The organism is Bradyrhizobium sp. BRP19, assembly GCF_020194195.1.
GTDB classification, from domain to species: domain Bacteria; phylum Pseudomonadota; class Alphaproteobacteria; order Rhizobiales; family Xanthobacteraceae; genus Bradyrhizobium; species Bradyrhizobium yuanmingense.
The window spans coordinates 537,621-551,214 of sequence record NZ_JADYVZ010000001.1; the positions used below are offsets into that span (position 1 = coordinate 537,621).

Genomic DNA, 13,594 nt, shown 5'->3' on the forward strand with positions numbered 1-13,594 from the left:
GCCGATCTACTCGTTATCCGCAGGCGCGGGAGCGGCGGTCGAGGCCGGCGGCGGCGCGAGCGGAACCGGCGCCGCAGGCGCACGCGCAGCCTTTTGGGGCGGCGGCTTCTTCGCAGCCGGCGGGCTCGATGCCGGAGGCGCTGCGGCCTGTGCGGAGGCCGCGGCCGGCGCACGCGGTGCTGCCGCCGCATTTGCGGCCGGCGCGGCCTGGCGCGTCGCCGCCGTGGGCTCCGGATTCATGATGCTCACCGGCGGCGTCGAGGACGCGCTCGGGAACTCGGCATTGGTCGGCCTGCCCGTCGGCATTGACGGCGGCAGCCCGGCGAGCGCGGCGTTGGCGGGCATCGCCGCTGCGGCTGCTGCGGGCGCGTTCCAGGTCGGCGCATAGCGCGCGACCAGGGTCTCGTAGAGATGGGAGTCCATGTTGGCGGCAACCTGCTGCTGGTCGGTCAGCGAGCGGAACGCGGCGCAATCGAACTGCGTGCAGCCGTCACGCGCCACCAGCACATGTGCAACGAGACCGTAACGATCTCGCTCGAGCGACTTGCGCAGCACCTTCATGTCGAGGGTCAGGCTCTTCTCCGCCGTGGCGACATCGCCGAGCGCGGTCAGGCGGTCGATCCTGGCGGCGGTGTAGGAGACCGCCGCGGCCGCAGCGTCAGGCGCGCCGAACAGGGCCTTCTCGCAGCCGGCGCCAACGGCATCGCCGGCGATATCGTCGAGACAGGACAGCGCAGGCAGACTCGCGCTCACCACAGCCTGCGCGCGCGCCTCGGCCGGAGCGGACGGCGCGTCCGGTCCATAGAGACGCACCGTGGCTGCGCCGGCGATCGCGATGGATAGCAGGGTAATGACGGTCAGCGCGCCGTTCGCGACCGATCTGTCGGCGCGCAACAGCGTGATCAGCAGAATCAATCCGAAGAATCCGGCAGCCGCCAGCGTCATCCAAATCGGGAAGGCCGGCGAGAGCCAGATTTGGTCGAGCGAAGTGGCCCATGCCCAGTTCATGCGCGACGTCCCCTCACGCGAGCAAAGAGCGGATGGTCAAGCGAGCACCGCGAGTCGGCAACTGCCCCCGCCCACCCTTGTGAAGGTGAAGCGGGCCTTTTGACGGCGGCAGAGTACAATTCCCGGGAGGCGCCTATGCACTGACGGCGTCGGCCTTCAGGAGAGCGCGAGCTGGCTTTCCTTGGCGACGCGCTCGAAGGCTTCGGTCGAGCTTTTGATCCGATACTGGCAGTCGTCGCCTTCGGTCGGGAGCAGACGGATGACCTCATACGCGCCGCTCGCAGCCGGACGCGCGACATTGCTGGCCGTGAATAGGACGCGCGTTCCCACGGGGAATTTGTGCTTCAACACCCTCTCCATTACTCAAACAGCGCCCGCCTCGCCCAGTGTCCCACTGCGAGGGCCGGCCGGAAACCCGGGCGGCTGTATAGCACGCGTCCGATGCTTTTGGCCAGCGCCATGCCGGCATGGCCCGCGCACAATTTTTGCAGTTATTTCAGGATGATAACGGGACAGCCGGTGGGGCGATGATGCCGGCGGAGCTGCTTATTCCGCCGACCTGTCGCAGGCCTGTCGCACCCTCCTCCCGATCGGCTGGCGCCCCCGCCTCCGGCCGGCGCCGGTCGGACTGCCGCTCAGGCGTCCTCGAACTTGGCGATGACGAGCGTTTCGGCCAGTCCATCCCGGGTCCATTCCTGGAACGCCGGCAGCGCCATCATGCTCTCCATGTAGGCCCTGGTGTCCGGCGCCACCTCGATCGCATAGGTGCGGAAGCGGTGCACGACGGGGGCATACATGGCGTCCGCCGCACCGAAGCGGCCGAACAGGAACGGTCCCTGTGCGCCATAGCGGGTGCGGCACTCGCGCCAGATCTCCTCGATGCGCGCGATGTTCGCCTTGGCATCCGCCGACAGCGCCACGGCGCGGATCGGCCGATGCAGGTTCATGCCGCATTCGTTGCGCAGCGCCACAAAGCCGGAATGCATTTCGGCGCATACCGACCTGGCATGCGCGCGCGCGGCGACGTCGTCAGGCCAGAGCTTCGCTTCCGGATAGCGCTCGGCGACGTACTCGATGATGGCAAGCGAATCCCACACGGTGACGTCGCCGTCGACCAGCACGGGCACCTTGCCGGCGCGGCTGAAGGACAGGATCTGCGCCTTGTCGGCGGGATCGTCGGTGTAGAGCGGGATCAGCGTCTCCACGAACGGGATGTCGTTGGCGCGGAGCGCGAGCCAGGGCCGCATCGACCATGACGAGTAGTTCTTGTTGCCGATCGCGAGTTTCAGCGCAGCCATGTCACTGGTCCTTCGTTGAGTCCTGCAGTTGCAGCCGCTTTTAGCGCCATCGCCTGCCGCCAATCAATCGTTGCTCGCCCGCTTTGTGGGAGCTGAAATGCGTCGGCCTCGTGCTAATTTGCGTCTACGCCTTCTTCAATTCGCCTGGGCCTATCGCCTGTTCAACTATGTCGCAATCCTGTTCGGCGGTATGCCGCCGGCCTCACAGCGCGACACCCCCGAGGCCGAAGCCCACGTCATCCGCACCTCGCGCCTGTTCGAATCCGCCGGCCGCCACTTCAACCGCGGCCAGCGTGCCTTCTTCTTCGCGCTCGGCTATCTCGGCTGGTTCGTCAGCCCCTGGGTGCTGTTCGTGACCACGGCAGCGGTCGTGGTCGTGACCTGGCGGCGGCAGTTCGCGTCCAGCGCCTGGGCCGCGATGGCACCGGGGCGGTGGATGGTGGTGAGGGGATGAAGCGAGGGCATTGAGCCACGTGTCCCGGACAAGCTGCAACGCGTGAAGCGTTGCGGCGCAGAGCCGGGACCCAGCGCCACACGGATTGCTCGGAGGCATGGGCCCCTGCTCTGCAGCGCATCGTCGAACCGGACGATGCTTCGCATCGCCGGGGGGGACGCTGCGCTGCGTCCGGGGCACGAGATCGGATCACAGACATGCCTTCGCGATCTCGCGGCTGCTTCGCCCGAGCTTTGCTTCGTCTCGCCGCCCTCTTAGCCAAGAGGGCGCAGGGAAGGCCGGGTGCCGGCGGCACCCGCGGTCCGCTGCGCTAGAGCACACGCAGGAAGAACCGCACAGCAGCATACAGGTGAAGCCCAACACACGGCCTTCCCTGCGCGATGGTCGGACGGCTTATGCCGCGCTCTCCCGGGAGCCGAGTTCCCTCTGGCCTCCCTCACTCCCGCGAAAGTCGCCGGCACCGCGCCGGTTGACGCGAGGGCCGCATTCGCCAGAGCTTGGCCGTAGCAACGACGGCCAGGACCACACGGTTTTGCCGTACGCGCGGTTCGTTGGCGCCGCAGGGTTCGACGGCGTTGTGCACGTTGCCATCGAAATGCCGGCGCGACGAACCTGACGGCGCCGCTCGTCCGTACGAAGCCTCGGGCTCACGGAGAGCAATCCGCCCTGCCCTCAGCTCTCGTACACGACGCTGCCGCGTCCACCGCAAGCCCGGCTCGCGACAATGACGACCTCATGATCGCCCCTCGAGATTGAGCCGGGATGGGCGATACATACGCCATTTCCGAATTTCGGTAAAGTGGAATATTTTAGAGCGGGCAGGTTGACAGAGAAGCGAAACACCCTGCTCTCGTAGCCCGGATGGAGCGCGGCGTAATCCGGGACAATTCGAGCTGCCGGGCGAGCAGCCCCGGATTACGCTTTGCTCATCCGGGCTACACGACTACACCACGACGCGCTATCCGCCGAAATCCTTCGGGCTGAACGGCAGATCCAGCACCTTCCATTCCCCGTACAGATTGGCCGGCAACATCTTGTAGGGTTGGCAGTTCTGCAGCGCGCTCGTTGCGGACTTGACGATGGCCACGCCCTTGGCGGACGGCGGCGCCTCGATCAGGATGGGCTCGCGCGCCAGCGTGCCGTCGGTGGCGAACACGGTGCGCAGCTTGACATGAACGTTGTCGGTCGGTGCGACGCCGGGCGGCAGCTTGGCGCAGCCGCGCAAGTGACGGCGAAGCTCCGCGATGACCTCGGGCGGAAGCTTCGCAGCGATTGAATCGTTGGCATCCCCGCCGTCGTCCTTGGCGCCTTTCGGCTCGACCGGCAATTCGGGCGGCAAGCCCAGCATGACCCCGTACTTGATGGTGACGTCCGGTTGCGGCGTCTGATAGGCCGGCGGCGGCGCGGCCTGCGGCGGCGGCTGCGCGTTGGCCTCACGCTGCTTCGAGGCCTGCGGCTGCTTCTGCTGCTGCTCAGGCGAGGCCTGCTGTGATGGCGATGGTGCTGCCGCCTGCGGCCTGGCCGCAGGCTTCGATGCCTCCGCCTTGTCCGTGATATCCGGCTTCGGCAGCTTCAGATCGGGGAGCGGCTCTGGCGGCTTCGCCTTGGTTTCCTCCTGCTTCACCTGCTCCGGCGTGACGATGTCGACCGCGACGGTTTCGGGCGGCTGGCTATGAAACGGACGGACCTCGCTGATCACGATGATCAGCGCCACCAGCGTCAGATGGGCGATTGCCGAGGCGGCAATGTCCGTCCGTATGATCTTCCCCAGTTCCATCGACCGATCTTGGGTTGCCGCCGCGGTCCTAGCATACCCCGGGTCCCTCTTAATCCCATTTCGGGGCGAAGCCAAAGTCGGTCAGGCGTCCCTTCGGATTGGCGAGCGCGGCGATCCGGTCCATCTCGTCTTCCGACAGCTCGAAATCGAAGATCTCGATGTTCTCCGACAGGCGCTCGATGCGCGAGGTGCGCGGGATCGCAGCGACATTCTGCTGCACCAGCCAGCGCAGGCAGACCTGCGCCGCCGCCTTGCGGTGGACGCGACCGATCTCGGCCAGCGTCTGGTCGGACTTGATGCGGCCCTTGGCGATCGGGCTGTAGGCGACGAGGGCAAGGCCATGCTGGTCGCAGGCTGCCCTCACCTTCGCCTGATCGAGATAGGGGTGATACTCGACCTGGTTGCAGACCAGCGGCTCCGCCGACAGCGCGACCGCCTGCTCGATCAGTGCCACGGTGAAATTGGAGACGCCGATGTGGCGGGTCAGGCCCATCGTCTTCGCATGCGACAGCGCGCCCAGCGTCTCCGCGAGCGGCACATGAGGATTGGGCCAGTGCAGCAACAACAGATCGACCGAGGGAAGCCGCAGACGAGCGAGGCTCTCCTTCACCGAGCGTTCGAGATCATGGGGTGCGAAATGGTTGGTCCAGACCTTGGTGGTGAGGAATACGTCGTCGCGGCGCACGCCGGAGGCGCGCAAGCCGTCGCCGACCTCGCGCTCATTGTCGTAGACCTGCGCGGTGTCGATATGGCGATAGCCGAACCGTAGCGCCTGCTCGACCACGCGCGCGGCCGGCCTTCCGCTCAGCTCCCAGGTCCCGAGACCGATCGCCGGAATCCTTGCGCCATTGGCCTCGACGAACAGCATGAGGAATCCTCTTCCGTTGCGACAGCCCCAGACGTCATTATGGACCCGGTCGATGATACTGCCAACGGAAGCCGCGGCAGCCAGGCGGGCTATTCGATGCAGGCCTAACGGGAGGTTGTGCGTCAGGTCTCGGCGTCAGGCCTTGGCGTCAGGCCTTGGCGTCAGGTCTTGGCGAGCGCCTGGAACACCGCGTCGGGGGCATGCGCGATCACCGTGAGCAGTGCGCGGGCCGGGCCGCGCGGGGCGCGTTTGCCCTGCTCCCAGTTGCGGATGGTCTCGACGGGTACGCCGAGCCTGGCGGCGAACTCCATCTGGGTCAGGCAGGCGCGCCGGCGCAGATCGCGCACCGCGAGCGGGCCGGTGTCAGACGGCGCCGCATTGGCCGTCGGCTGAACCGAAAGCGGCTGGACCGGAAATTCCTGCCCATTCCGCAATTCGACGATCCGTCCGTCCGCCTTCAGCCGCAACCGCATGCCCATTCCCCCAAGCAAAGGCGATGATGCGGCAGGTCGCTTAAAGTCGGATTAAAGACGGTTGTCGTCATTCCGGGGCGCGCGAAGCGCGAGCCCGGAATCCATTGTGCAGCGTCGACGCGGACAAATGGATTCCGGGTTCGCGCCAAGTGGCGCGCCCCGGAATGACGATGGGGTGAGACCTACTTCAACCCGAACCAGAGCGTCGCAATCCCGAGGAAGGAGAAGAAGCCGACGACGTCGGTCACGGTGGTCACGAACGTGCCCGACGCCACCGCCGGGTCGGCCCGCACGCGATCCAGCGCCATCGGGATCAGGATGCCGCCGAGCGCGCCGGCCACGAGGTTGCAGACGATGGCGAGCCCGATGACGATGCCGAGGCCCGGGATCTTGAACCAGGCCACCGCGGCGATGCCGGTGATCACGGCGAAGGCGAGGCCGTTGACGAGGCCCACCAGGGCCTCGCGCATCACCACGCGCCAGGCGTTGGAGGAACCGAGCTCGCGCGTCGCCAGCGCCCGCACCGCCACCGTCATGGTCTGGGTCGCGGCATTGCCGCCCTGGCTCGCCACGATCGGCGCCAGCACCGCGAGCGCGACCATCTTCTCCAGCTGGCCCTCGAACAGGCCGAGCACGGAGGACGCCAGGAACGCGGTGGCGAGGTTCACCAGCAGCCAGTTGAAGCGGCCGCGGGCGATGGTGAGGAACGTGTCCGACAGCTCTTCGTCGCTGGTGACACCGCCGAGCGCCTTGAGGTCCTCGTCCGCCTCCTCCTCGATGACGTCGACGACGTCGTCGACGGTGATGACGCCGACGAGGCGATCCTGGGTGTCGAGCACGGGCGCGGCGACGAGATTGTATTTGCCGAACATGCGCGCCACCTCTTCCTGGTCCTCCAGGACGGAGACGCGGCGGCGGTCCTCGTCGGTGAGCTCGGTCAGCGCCACCGGCCGGCGCGTGCGCAGGAGCACGTCGAGCGGCACCGCACCCTGCCAGTGCTGCTCCTTGTCGACGACGTAGATCTCGTAGAAGCGGTCGGGCAAATCCGGCGTCTCGCGCATGTAGTCGATCGCCTGGCCGACCGTGAAATCCTGGGGCACGGCGATGAACTCGGTCTGCATGCGGCGGCCGGCGGAGTTCTCCGGGTACAGCAGGCTGCGCTCGAGCGCGACGCGCTCCTTGAGCGGCAGCTTCTCCAGAATCTCTTCCTGCTCCTCGGCACCGAGGGTTTCCAAGAGCTCGACCGCATCGTCGGATTCGAGCTCGCGGACGCCCTCGGCGACCGTCTCCGGCGGCAGCTCCTCGAGGATCTCCTCGCGGACGGTCTCATCGACCTCGTTCAGCGCCGAGAAATCGAAATCGCGGCCGGTGAGCTCGACCAGGCGGACGCGGTCGTCGGGCTCGAGGGCGCCGATCAGATCGCCGAGATCGGCCTCGTGCAGCTCCGCGACGCAGGCACGCAGCGCCGCGCTGTCCCCGGCCTCGATCGCACGGGCGACCTCCTCGACGAATTCGTGCCTGATATCGCCGTCTTCATTGCGCATCGGCACGTGGTCGAGTACCGAATCCGCAGCCGATGGGGCAACGTCCAGATGTTCATCCATGGCGCGCCTCGCCGTTTGACAGGTTGGAACGGGTGGTATGAGCTGAGGGTTCAGGCAATACCCACAAGGCAAAGCCGAGCGCAATGACAAAGATGCTGCGACTGAGGTGGACCTCGACCATGGCGGGCGCGCTCGTGGCGACCATCAGCGGCACTGCCGCGACCGTCATCGGCGCCGCCGAGACGGGGGCCGCCGAGTGCCCGCGCAAGGACGCGCTCGGCACCTCGCGCGTCCTCAGCGTCGATCCCAAGACCTATCCGCGCGTGGGCCTGAAGAGCTTTCCGCAGACACTGCCGCTGGCCGATCGCGAGGTCGTGCTGACCTTCGACGACGGGCCGAACCCGCCTACGACGTCGAAGGTCCTGGCGGCGCTGGCAAAGGAGTGCGTGCGCGCAACCTTTTTCCTGATCGGCCAGCACGCCTCCGAGCATCCCGACTGGGTCAAGCGCATCGCCCGCGAGGGCCACACCGTCGGGCATCACTCCTACTCGCATCCGTTCATGGGGCGTATTCCGTTCGAGAAGGCCATGGCCGACATCGACCGGGGCATTGCCGCAGACGAGACGGCGCTGCACGGGGCCTCGACGACGACACCGTCGACGCCGTTCTTCCGCTTCCCCTATTTCGAGTCGACCCAAGCACAGCTCGACCTGCTCCAGTCGCGCGGCATCATTGTGTTCGGGGCCGATTTATGGGCCAGCGATTGGGAGGAGATGACGCCGGAGCAGCAATTGAAGCTCGTCACCGAGCGCCTCGCCGCGAGCGGCAAGGGCATCATCCTCTTCCACGACAACAAGGCGCGCACGGCCGCAATGATGCCGGCGTTTCTACGGTATCTGAGGGAGAACGACTATCGGGTGGTCCACATCGTCCCGGCGGGCACATCACAGAAGAGCGCCGATACGCGCTGATGCCGGAATGTCACGCCCGGGCAAAATGGGGTGATTTGGGACCAATTAACACTCTGTTCATGCTACCCCGTGAAGATGAGGGCGGCTGCGGCTGAACCGTTTTGAGCCGTCTCCGACCTATCTAAGCGCCAATTGCATGGGGGCAGACGAGGTTCATGATCGGAAGTAGCGTTGTTTTGCGGACGCGATCGTGGATCGTCCTCTGTCTGGGAATGCTCACCGCCGGTTCGCCGGCCGCGCTCGCAGCCGAGTGTCCCGGCCACCCCGACGCCCTCGGCACCTCCCGCACCCTCGTTGTCGATCCGCGCGAACATCCGCTGATCGGCACCATGCAGTACCGCGAGACGCTGCCGCTGAAGGACCATGAGGTCGTCCTGACCTTCGACGATGGTCCGATCCCGAAATATTCGAACCAGGTGCTCAAGATCCTCGCCGACGAATGCATCAAGGCGACCTTCTTCATCGTCGGCAACCAGGCCAAGGCCAATCCGGAAGGCGTGCGCAAGCTGGTCGCGGCGGGCCATACCGTCGGCACGCACAGCATGGACCATCCGCTGACCTTCGACCGGATGCCGATCGAGAAGGCCGAGGCGGAGATCAATGGCGGCATCGAATGGACCGCAGCCGCGATGATCGATCCGTCGCAGCTCGCCCCGTTCTTCCGCATTCCCGGGCTGATGCGCGCCGAGGGCATCGAGAACCATCTGATCTCGCGCGGCCTCCAGGTCTGGAGCGCCGACTTCCCGGCCGACGATTGGCGGCACGTCTCGTCCGACCGCGTCTACCAGCTTGCGATCCAGCGGCTGGAGGCCAAGGGCAAGGGCATCCTGCTGCTGCACGACATTCAGGCCCGCACGGTGGCGGCACTGCCCAAGATCATCCGCGACCTCAAGGCGCGCGGCTATCGCATCGTGCATGTGGTGCCCGCCAGTCCCGAGCGGCCGGCGACGCCGACCACGCAGGTCGAATGGCTGCTGCATCCGCCAACCGAGACGACGCCGATCGCGCGCTGGCCACGTGTGCCGCATTTCGTGTTCACGCAGACCAGGACGCTGCCGGCGCCTGCGCTCGCGGGCCTCAATGTGCAGGCCGAGCATCCGTCGCTGCTGCCGCGCCGGAGCAAGGGCCAGATCGACCTCGCATCCACCCTGCCCGTCCCGGGTCGCGATCTGTTCGCGATTCCGGAAGGCTCGGTCGAGGTGCTGATGTCGACGACCTTATCGCGGCGCGCCGCGACCCGGCTCGCCATGGCGGCCGAGAGGCCGCATCCGGCCAAGGACAAGGCAGCACAGGGCAGAGGCGCGAAGGGCAAGACGGCCAAGCTGCATGGGCGGCGTACCGCACAGGCGGCGCCGGCTGCAGCGGATCATGCCGCGCAGCCCGTCGACATCGTACCCAAGAGTAACGCAGCGAAGAGCGCCGCGGCCAATGGCGCGGCCTCCAAGGGCGTGCCGCCCCGTCCGACTCGCGTCGCCAGCCTGAAAAAGCGCGCCTAAAGCGCGATGAGATTAGGATGAATCATCATCGCGCTTTAGGTTGTTGTTTATGCATGATCTTTTCGGAAAACCGCTTCGCACTTTTCCGGATCATGCTTTAGCTGCTATTGCCGCATGATGGCGGCGACGCAGAGCAGCACGATCAGCGCCAGGAAGAACAGGTCCATGTAGGACTTGAGCTCGCCGTCCCGCCGCAGCCGCGCGACGTCGGTGATCACCTGCTTGCGCGCGGTGGTGCTGCCCGAACCGTCGTTGATCGGAGCCTGAAGGCGCTTGGTCTCGGCCTCCAGCTTCTCGATCTTCTGGAAGAAGTAGAACGCCCGCAGCGTCGAGGCCGCGCGCATGGCGGCATAGACCAGCACCAGGATCGCCAGGATCGCCCGGTTCGGATACTTTTCCATGAAGTTCAAGCTGAAATAGACCACCGCCATGAAGGCGAAATTGGTGAGGAAGCGGTAGACGAAACTGAGAAAAACCATGCTGGCTCGAACCTTGAGGGGGTCGCAACCCCATGGTGTTGCGACGTGCGGGATCGGGACCCAGACCGGAACGGCGAGCCTGGATACGGCCCGTCTACGCCAAGTTTGTTTCAACAAGGATACTGCCGCCCCCGCAACTAGCCGCCTTTTAGCCTGACGCGGCCATAAGGCAAGCTGGAGCATGGCCCATGGCCTCGCGCGCGAGGGGCCCGCAACGGCTCAATGGCGATTTGGCCGAAGGCGCGGTAAACTGTGACCGCCACCAGATGTGGGGTTCTTCCGATGTCGAAGAAGGGAATCACGGGCCACGACGACTGGGTTCTGACCGAGGCACTCGCGACCGCCCTGGTCGCGCTGGAGCAGCTCGAACCGAAGCACCAGCCGAACGCGCATATGGAGGACATCCGCAAGCTGCTCGCGAACGGCAAGGAGCCGGCAGCGGTGAGCCTGCATCTTGCGCAGGCCAAATGCCGTCTGTTTCCCGAGCTCGACCCGCTGCAGATCTACCGGGAATACGGCATCGGCGAGGAGTATGGCTGAGGCGGCCGGTCGACGATCGAGCTCAAGGCCCGCCGGCGACCGATCCTGCGATCACCATGACAAGCGCGCCGAGGTCGATCTTGCCGTTGACCGTCAGCTCCTCCGAGGCCGCTGCGTCTCCCGCGCCCTGCACCTTCAGCGAGTGCGGCCGGTCGGCGGCCTGACGCTGCAATTCGCCGACGATCGCTTCCTTGAGTTTCTCTTCCAGCATAGGCACCTCCTCAAGCCGCCATCGCGCGGCAGGATTGGGCGCAGGAGCGGCACGTCGCGACGCATTCGTCCATGCCGCCGATCCGGGCGCAATCCTCGGCACATTCGGTGCAGATTTCGGCGCACTCACCGCAGGTGTGCTTATGATGCGGCGTGTTGATCAGCATGAAGTGCGCGGCGGTCCGGCAGATCTCGGCGCAGGCCATCATCAGGCGGAAATGTTTCGGCTCAACATGCTTGCCGCCGGTCTCGAGGCAATGGTTCATCGCCGTGCCGAGACATGTCTGGTAGCAGCTCATGCAAAGCGCGATGCAGCGGGTCATGTCTTCGGATTGAGCCATCGGTTGTCTCCAGTTGCGCGCCCCGCTCCGCTCGACCAAAGCGGGGCAACGCGCTTCGTTCCCGGTTCCAGTCGATTGTGAGGCTCACCGCCGTCCCATCACGCAAATCGCGGCGGCAGGCTGTTGTGGATCGTGCAGGCCGCGATGGCCGCGTGGCCGAACGCGACCGAGATCTGGTGCAGGTCGGTGACGACGTCGCCGATTCCGTAGAGCCCGGCGATCGACGTGCGCTGGTGATCGTCGACCTTCAAATGACCGTCCGCAGTGTGGTCGGCGCCCAGCGCCATCGCGAGCTGGGAGCGGACCTCCGCGCCCATCGCAGGATAGACGATGTCGAATTGCGCGGTACGTCCGTCGGCGAAATCCGCTTCAACGCCGCCGCCTCGCCGCGCCAGGCGCAGCTCGGGCGCGAACACGATTCCGACGCCCGCCTCGGACAGCTCCGACGTTGCGGCCTTCGCGTCGTCCGCGCCGGTCGCAAGCAGCGTCACGTCGCGCGCATAGCCACGCAGGAAGAGCGCCTTTGCGGCGGCACGATCCAGCGGCCCGACGACGCCAATGCGGCGGCCGGTGGCCTCGAAGGCGTCGCAGATCGGGCAATAGCGCAAGAGTCCGTCCGCGACCGCCGCGCGCCACTCCGCGAACGGCGGATGGGTATCGACGATCCCGCAGGCGAGAATGACTGTGGCGGCCGAATGCCCGCGGCCATTCCAGCTCGCTTCAAAACCGTGTTCGTGACGCTGCAACGCCGTGACCTCGGCCTCCACGCGTGTGACGGCGAGCTCGTTCAGCTGGGCCGACATCCGCTCGATCAGTTCCGCGCCGGACAGGCCGTGGACGAAGCCGGGGACATTGTGGCTGCGCGGGATCAGAGCCGCCCGGCTCGCGCCGGCGTCCACGACGCAGACGCGGCGGCGGAAGCGCGCCAGATAGATCGCGGCCATCAGTCCCGCCGGCCCGCCTCCGACGATCAGGCATTCAAGGGGTGGCGCGCCGGTCATTTGGGGTTCGGGTCCGCAAGACCGGCGCCGGGCTCATCGAGGCGCCCGCTTCGCGCGAGCCGGACGGCGTTGCCGAGCGCGCGCGCCGCATTCTGCACTTCCTGCTGGAATTCGCGGTCTTCGTCGAGCTCGCGATGGGATGTGGCGTATGGCTCGTCGTAGCCGACATAACCGTCGAGCTCGGCGTAGCGCCCTGCCGAGATCAGCTGCATGTCGGTCAACCAGTCGGACAAGGCCCGGCGCACGCCCTCGGCGCCGACAGCATCGCCGTGAACGACGAGGCCGAAATGGCGGCCGGCGAGATGGCGCGGATAGGGCCAGCCCTTCAGCTCGATCGCCTTGGCTTCCGCGGCGTTCTTGCCGTGGGTCGAGGTCGGATCGGGATTGCCGCCGTCGGCGCAGACCATGCGGTCCATCATCGCCTTCAGACCGGCGGGCACGTGATACCAGTTCACGGGCGCCACGATCAGAATGCCGTGGGCGGCAACCCAGAGCGGATAGATCTCGTTCATCCAGTCGTGGGTCTGGCCCAGCGAGTAGTTCGGATAGCAGCTGCACGGCCAGTGGCACAGCGGCATGGCGGTGCCGACGCAGGACTTGCAGGGATGAATGGTCTTGCCGAATTCCGAAGCGAGGCGCGACAGATCGAGGATGTCGACGGCAAATCCCATCTCGATGAAGACGGGCTCGGCCACCTTGACCAGCCGCCAGGTCTTGGACATCTCGCCGGGACAGGTGTGCTCGCTGCGGGCCGAGCCGTTGATGATCAGGATGCGCGGCGTCTCGTCGGCATCGTCGTGGCGACGCTGCGCCTCCAGGATTTTTGAGCGTGCATCGAGCCAGTCGACGGCAAGATCGTAGTTCGGGTCGGAAAAGCCTGCGCCGGCCTTCCGCGTCAACGGTGCCTTGCGCGAATGGCTGTAGGCGTCCCAGGCCGCAGCGATGATGGCATCGAGCTCGCGCCCAAGCGGAGCAAAGGCGGGATCGACGAACTGACGCTTGTAGCGCCGCTCGAACTCCTCACGCGACAGCTTGACGGGCGGCATCCCCTTGCGAATGTCGGCGTCCGTCATGCTCGCTCCTGGCGAAGTCGAATCCCTCCGACCCAACCCGGCGCCCAGCGCGCAGTTCCCA

Annotated in this window: 15 protein-coding genes and 1 pseudogene; 4 read left to right on the plus strand and 12 right to left on the minus strand. The window is 66.3% G+C overall.

Annotated features, from left to right (window positions below):
* Positions 1–6: 6 nt before the first annotated feature.
* From I6F36_RS02570 to I6F36_RS02580, 3 genes are all read right to left on the minus strand, one after another.
* The gene (locus tag I6F36_RS02570) at positions 7–1,008 is read right to left on the minus strand and encodes a hypothetical protein (protein WP_225170984.1); all 1,002 of its coding nucleotides are present in this window, start codon (positions 1,006–1,008) and stop codon (positions 7–9) included.
* Between the two features lie 156 nt (positions 1,009–1,164).
* Complete coding sequence (locus tag I6F36_RS02575; RefSeq protein WP_085969273.1) at positions 1,165–1,368, minus strand: hypothetical protein; 204 nt, start codon at positions 1,366–1,368, stop codon at positions 1,165–1,167.
* A 275-nt stretch (positions 1,369–1,643) separates the two neighbouring features.
* Positions 1,644–2,306 carry a glutathione S-transferase family protein gene (locus I6F36_RS02580; RefSeq protein ID WP_225170985.1) on the minus strand — a complete coding sequence of 221 codons (663 nt, stop codon included), beginning with the start codon at positions 2,304–2,306 and terminating at the stop codon, positions 1,644–1,646.
* Positions 2,307–2,380: 74 nt separating this feature from the next.
* Here I6F36_RS02580 and I6F36_RS02585 point away from each other — a divergent pair.
* Positions 2,381–2,774: pseudogene (locus tag I6F36_RS02585) on the plus strand (DUF599 domain-containing protein); the annotation flags it as partial.
* Positions 2,775–3,718: 944 nt separating this feature from the next.
* Here I6F36_RS02585 and I6F36_RS02590 read toward each other — a convergent pair.
* The 4 genes from I6F36_RS02590 to mgtE all read right to left on the minus strand — a co-directional run bounded on the left by I6F36_RS02590 (position 3,719) and on the right by mgtE (position 7,482).
* Positions 3,719–4,537 (minus strand): hypothetical protein, encoded by an 819-nt coding sequence (locus tag I6F36_RS02590; protein ID WP_225170986.1) that lies wholly within the window; start codon positions 4,535–4,537, stop codon positions 3,719–3,721.
* Positions 4,538–4,586: 49 nt separating this feature from the next.
* Positions 4,587–5,405 (minus strand): aldo/keto reductase, encoded by an 819-nt coding sequence (locus tag I6F36_RS02595; protein ID WP_225170987.1) that lies wholly within the window; start codon positions 5,403–5,405, stop codon positions 4,587–4,589.
* A gap of 161 nt (positions 5,406–5,566) precedes the next feature.
* Positions 5,567–5,884: a DNA-binding transcriptional regulator gene (locus tag I6F36_RS02600; protein ID WP_225170988.1), complete on the minus strand. Its 318-nt coding sequence runs from the start codon at positions 5,882–5,884 to the stop codon at positions 5,567–5,569.
* A gap of 176 nt (positions 5,885–6,060) precedes the next feature.
* A complete protein-coding gene (gene mgtE, locus I6F36_RS02605; protein WP_036025625.1) occupies positions 6,061–7,482 on the minus strand; it encodes a magnesium transporter in 1,422 nt (473 codons plus the stop codon).
* Positions 7,483–7,565: 83 nt separating this feature from the next.
* Between mgtE and I6F36_RS02610 the strand changes: the two genes are divergently transcribed.
* Complete coding sequence (locus tag I6F36_RS02610; protein ID WP_225170989.1) at positions 7,566–8,393, plus strand: polysaccharide deacetylase family protein; 828 nt, start codon at positions 7,566–7,568, stop codon at positions 8,391–8,393.
* 155 nt (positions 8,394–8,548) lie between these two features.
* Positions 8,549–9,889: a polysaccharide deacetylase family protein gene (locus I6F36_RS02615; protein WP_225170990.1), complete on the plus strand. Its 1,341-nt coding sequence runs from the start codon at positions 8,549–8,551 to the stop codon at positions 9,887–9,889.
* A 104-nt stretch (positions 9,890–9,993) separates the two neighbouring features.
* Here I6F36_RS02615 and I6F36_RS02620 read toward each other — a convergent pair whose 3' ends face one another.
* A complete protein-coding gene (locus I6F36_RS02620; RefSeq protein WP_036013747.1) occupies positions 9,994–10,368 on the minus strand; it encodes a hypothetical protein in 375 nt (124 codons plus the stop codon).
* Positions 10,369–10,650: 282 nt separating this feature from the next.
* Here I6F36_RS02620 and I6F36_RS02625 point away from each other — a divergent pair, with 282 nt between their 5' ends.
* The gene (locus tag I6F36_RS02625; RefSeq protein WP_036013744.1) at positions 10,651–10,908 is read left to right on the plus strand and encodes a hypothetical protein; all 258 of its coding nucleotides are present in this window, start codon (positions 10,651–10,653) and stop codon (positions 10,906–10,908) included.
* 22 nt (positions 10,909–10,930) lie between these two features.
* Here the strand turns inward: I6F36_RS02625 and I6F36_RS02630 are convergent, their stop codons facing one another.
* From I6F36_RS02630 to I6F36_RS02645, 4 genes are all read right to left on the minus strand, one after another.
* Positions 10,931–11,119 (minus strand): hypothetical protein, encoded by a 189-nt coding sequence (locus I6F36_RS02630; RefSeq protein ID WP_225170991.1) that lies wholly within the window; start codon positions 11,117–11,119, stop codon positions 10,931–10,933.
* A 10-nt stretch (positions 11,120–11,129) separates the two neighbouring features.
* A complete protein-coding gene (locus I6F36_RS02635) occupies positions 11,130–11,459 on the minus strand; it encodes a four-helix bundle copper-binding protein (RefSeq protein WP_036013740.1) in 330 nt (109 codons plus the stop codon).
* Positions 11,460–11,557: 98 nt separating this feature from the next.
* The gene (locus tag I6F36_RS02640) at positions 11,558–12,460 is read right to left on the minus strand and encodes an NAD(P)/FAD-dependent oxidoreductase (RefSeq protein ID WP_225170992.1); all 903 of its coding nucleotides are present in this window, start codon (positions 12,458–12,460) and stop codon (positions 11,558–11,560) included.
* Positions 12,457–13,533 (minus strand): flavodoxin family protein, encoded by a 1,077-nt coding sequence (locus I6F36_RS02645; RefSeq protein ID WP_225170993.1) that lies wholly within the window; start codon positions 13,531–13,533, stop codon positions 12,457–12,459. The genes I6F36_RS02640 and I6F36_RS02645 overlap by 4 nt, the downstream gene beginning before the upstream one ends.
* Positions 13,534–13,594: the final 61 nt, after the last annotated feature.

What these genes read in the sequence shown, in the direction of transcription:
- I6F36_RS02570 (WP_225170984.1), bottom strand. Translation starts at nt 1,008, where the DNA reads ATGAACTGGGCATGGGCCACTTCGCTCGACCAAATCTGGCTCTCGCCG.
- I6F36_RS02575 (WP_085969273.1), bottom strand. Translation starts at nt 1,368, where the DNA reads ATGGAGAGGGTGTTGAAGCACAAATTCCCCGTGGGAACGCGCGTCCTA.
- I6F36_RS02580 (WP_225170985.1), bottom strand. Translation starts at nt 2,306, where the DNA reads ATGGCTGCGCTGAAACTCGCGATCGGCAACAAGAACTACTCGTCATGG.
- I6F36_RS02590 (WP_225170986.1), bottom strand. Translation starts at nt 4,537, where the DNA reads ATGGAACTGGGGAAGATCATACGGACGGACATTGCCGCCTCGGCAATC.
- I6F36_RS02595 (WP_225170987.1), bottom strand. Translation starts at nt 5,405, where the DNA reads ATGCTGTTCGTCGAGGCCAATGGCGCAAGGATTCCGGCGATCGGTCTC.
- I6F36_RS02600 (WP_225170988.1), bottom strand. Translation starts at nt 5,884, where the DNA reads ATGGGCATGCGGTTGCGGCTGAAGGCGGACGGACGGATCGTCGAATTG.
- mgtE (WP_036025625.1), bottom strand. Translation starts at nt 7,482, where the DNA reads ATGGATGAACATCTGGACGTTGCCCCATCGGCTGCGGATTCGGTACTC.
- I6F36_RS02610 (WP_225170989.1), top strand. Translation starts at nt 7,566, where the DNA reads ATGACAAAGATGCTGCGACTGAGGTGGACCTCGACCATGGCGGGCGCG.
- I6F36_RS02615 (WP_225170990.1), top strand. Translation starts at nt 8,549, where the DNA reads ATGATCGGAAGTAGCGTTGTTTTGCGGACGCGATCGTGGATCGTCCTC.
- I6F36_RS02620 (WP_036013747.1), bottom strand. Translation starts at nt 10,368, where the DNA reads ATGGTTTTTCTCAGTTTCGTCTACCGCTTCCTCACCAATTTCGCCTTC.
- I6F36_RS02625 (WP_036013744.1), top strand. Translation starts at nt 10,651, where the DNA reads ATGTCGAAGAAGGGAATCACGGGCCACGACGACTGGGTTCTGACCGAG.
- I6F36_RS02630 (WP_225170991.1), bottom strand. Translation starts at nt 11,119, where the DNA reads ATGCTGGAAGAGAAACTCAAGGAAGCGATCGTCGGCGAATTGCAGCGT.
- I6F36_RS02635 (WP_036013740.1), bottom strand. Translation starts at nt 11,459, where the DNA reads ATGGCTCAATCCGAAGACATGACCCGCTGCATCGCGCTTTGCATGAGC.
- I6F36_RS02640 (WP_225170992.1), bottom strand. Translation starts at nt 12,460, where the DNA reads ATGACCGGCGCGCCACCCCTTGAATGCCTGATCGTCGGAGGCGGGCCG.
- I6F36_RS02645 (WP_225170993.1), bottom strand. Translation starts at nt 13,533, where the DNA reads ATGACGGACGCCGACATTCGCAAGGGGATGCCGCCCGTCAAGCTGTCG.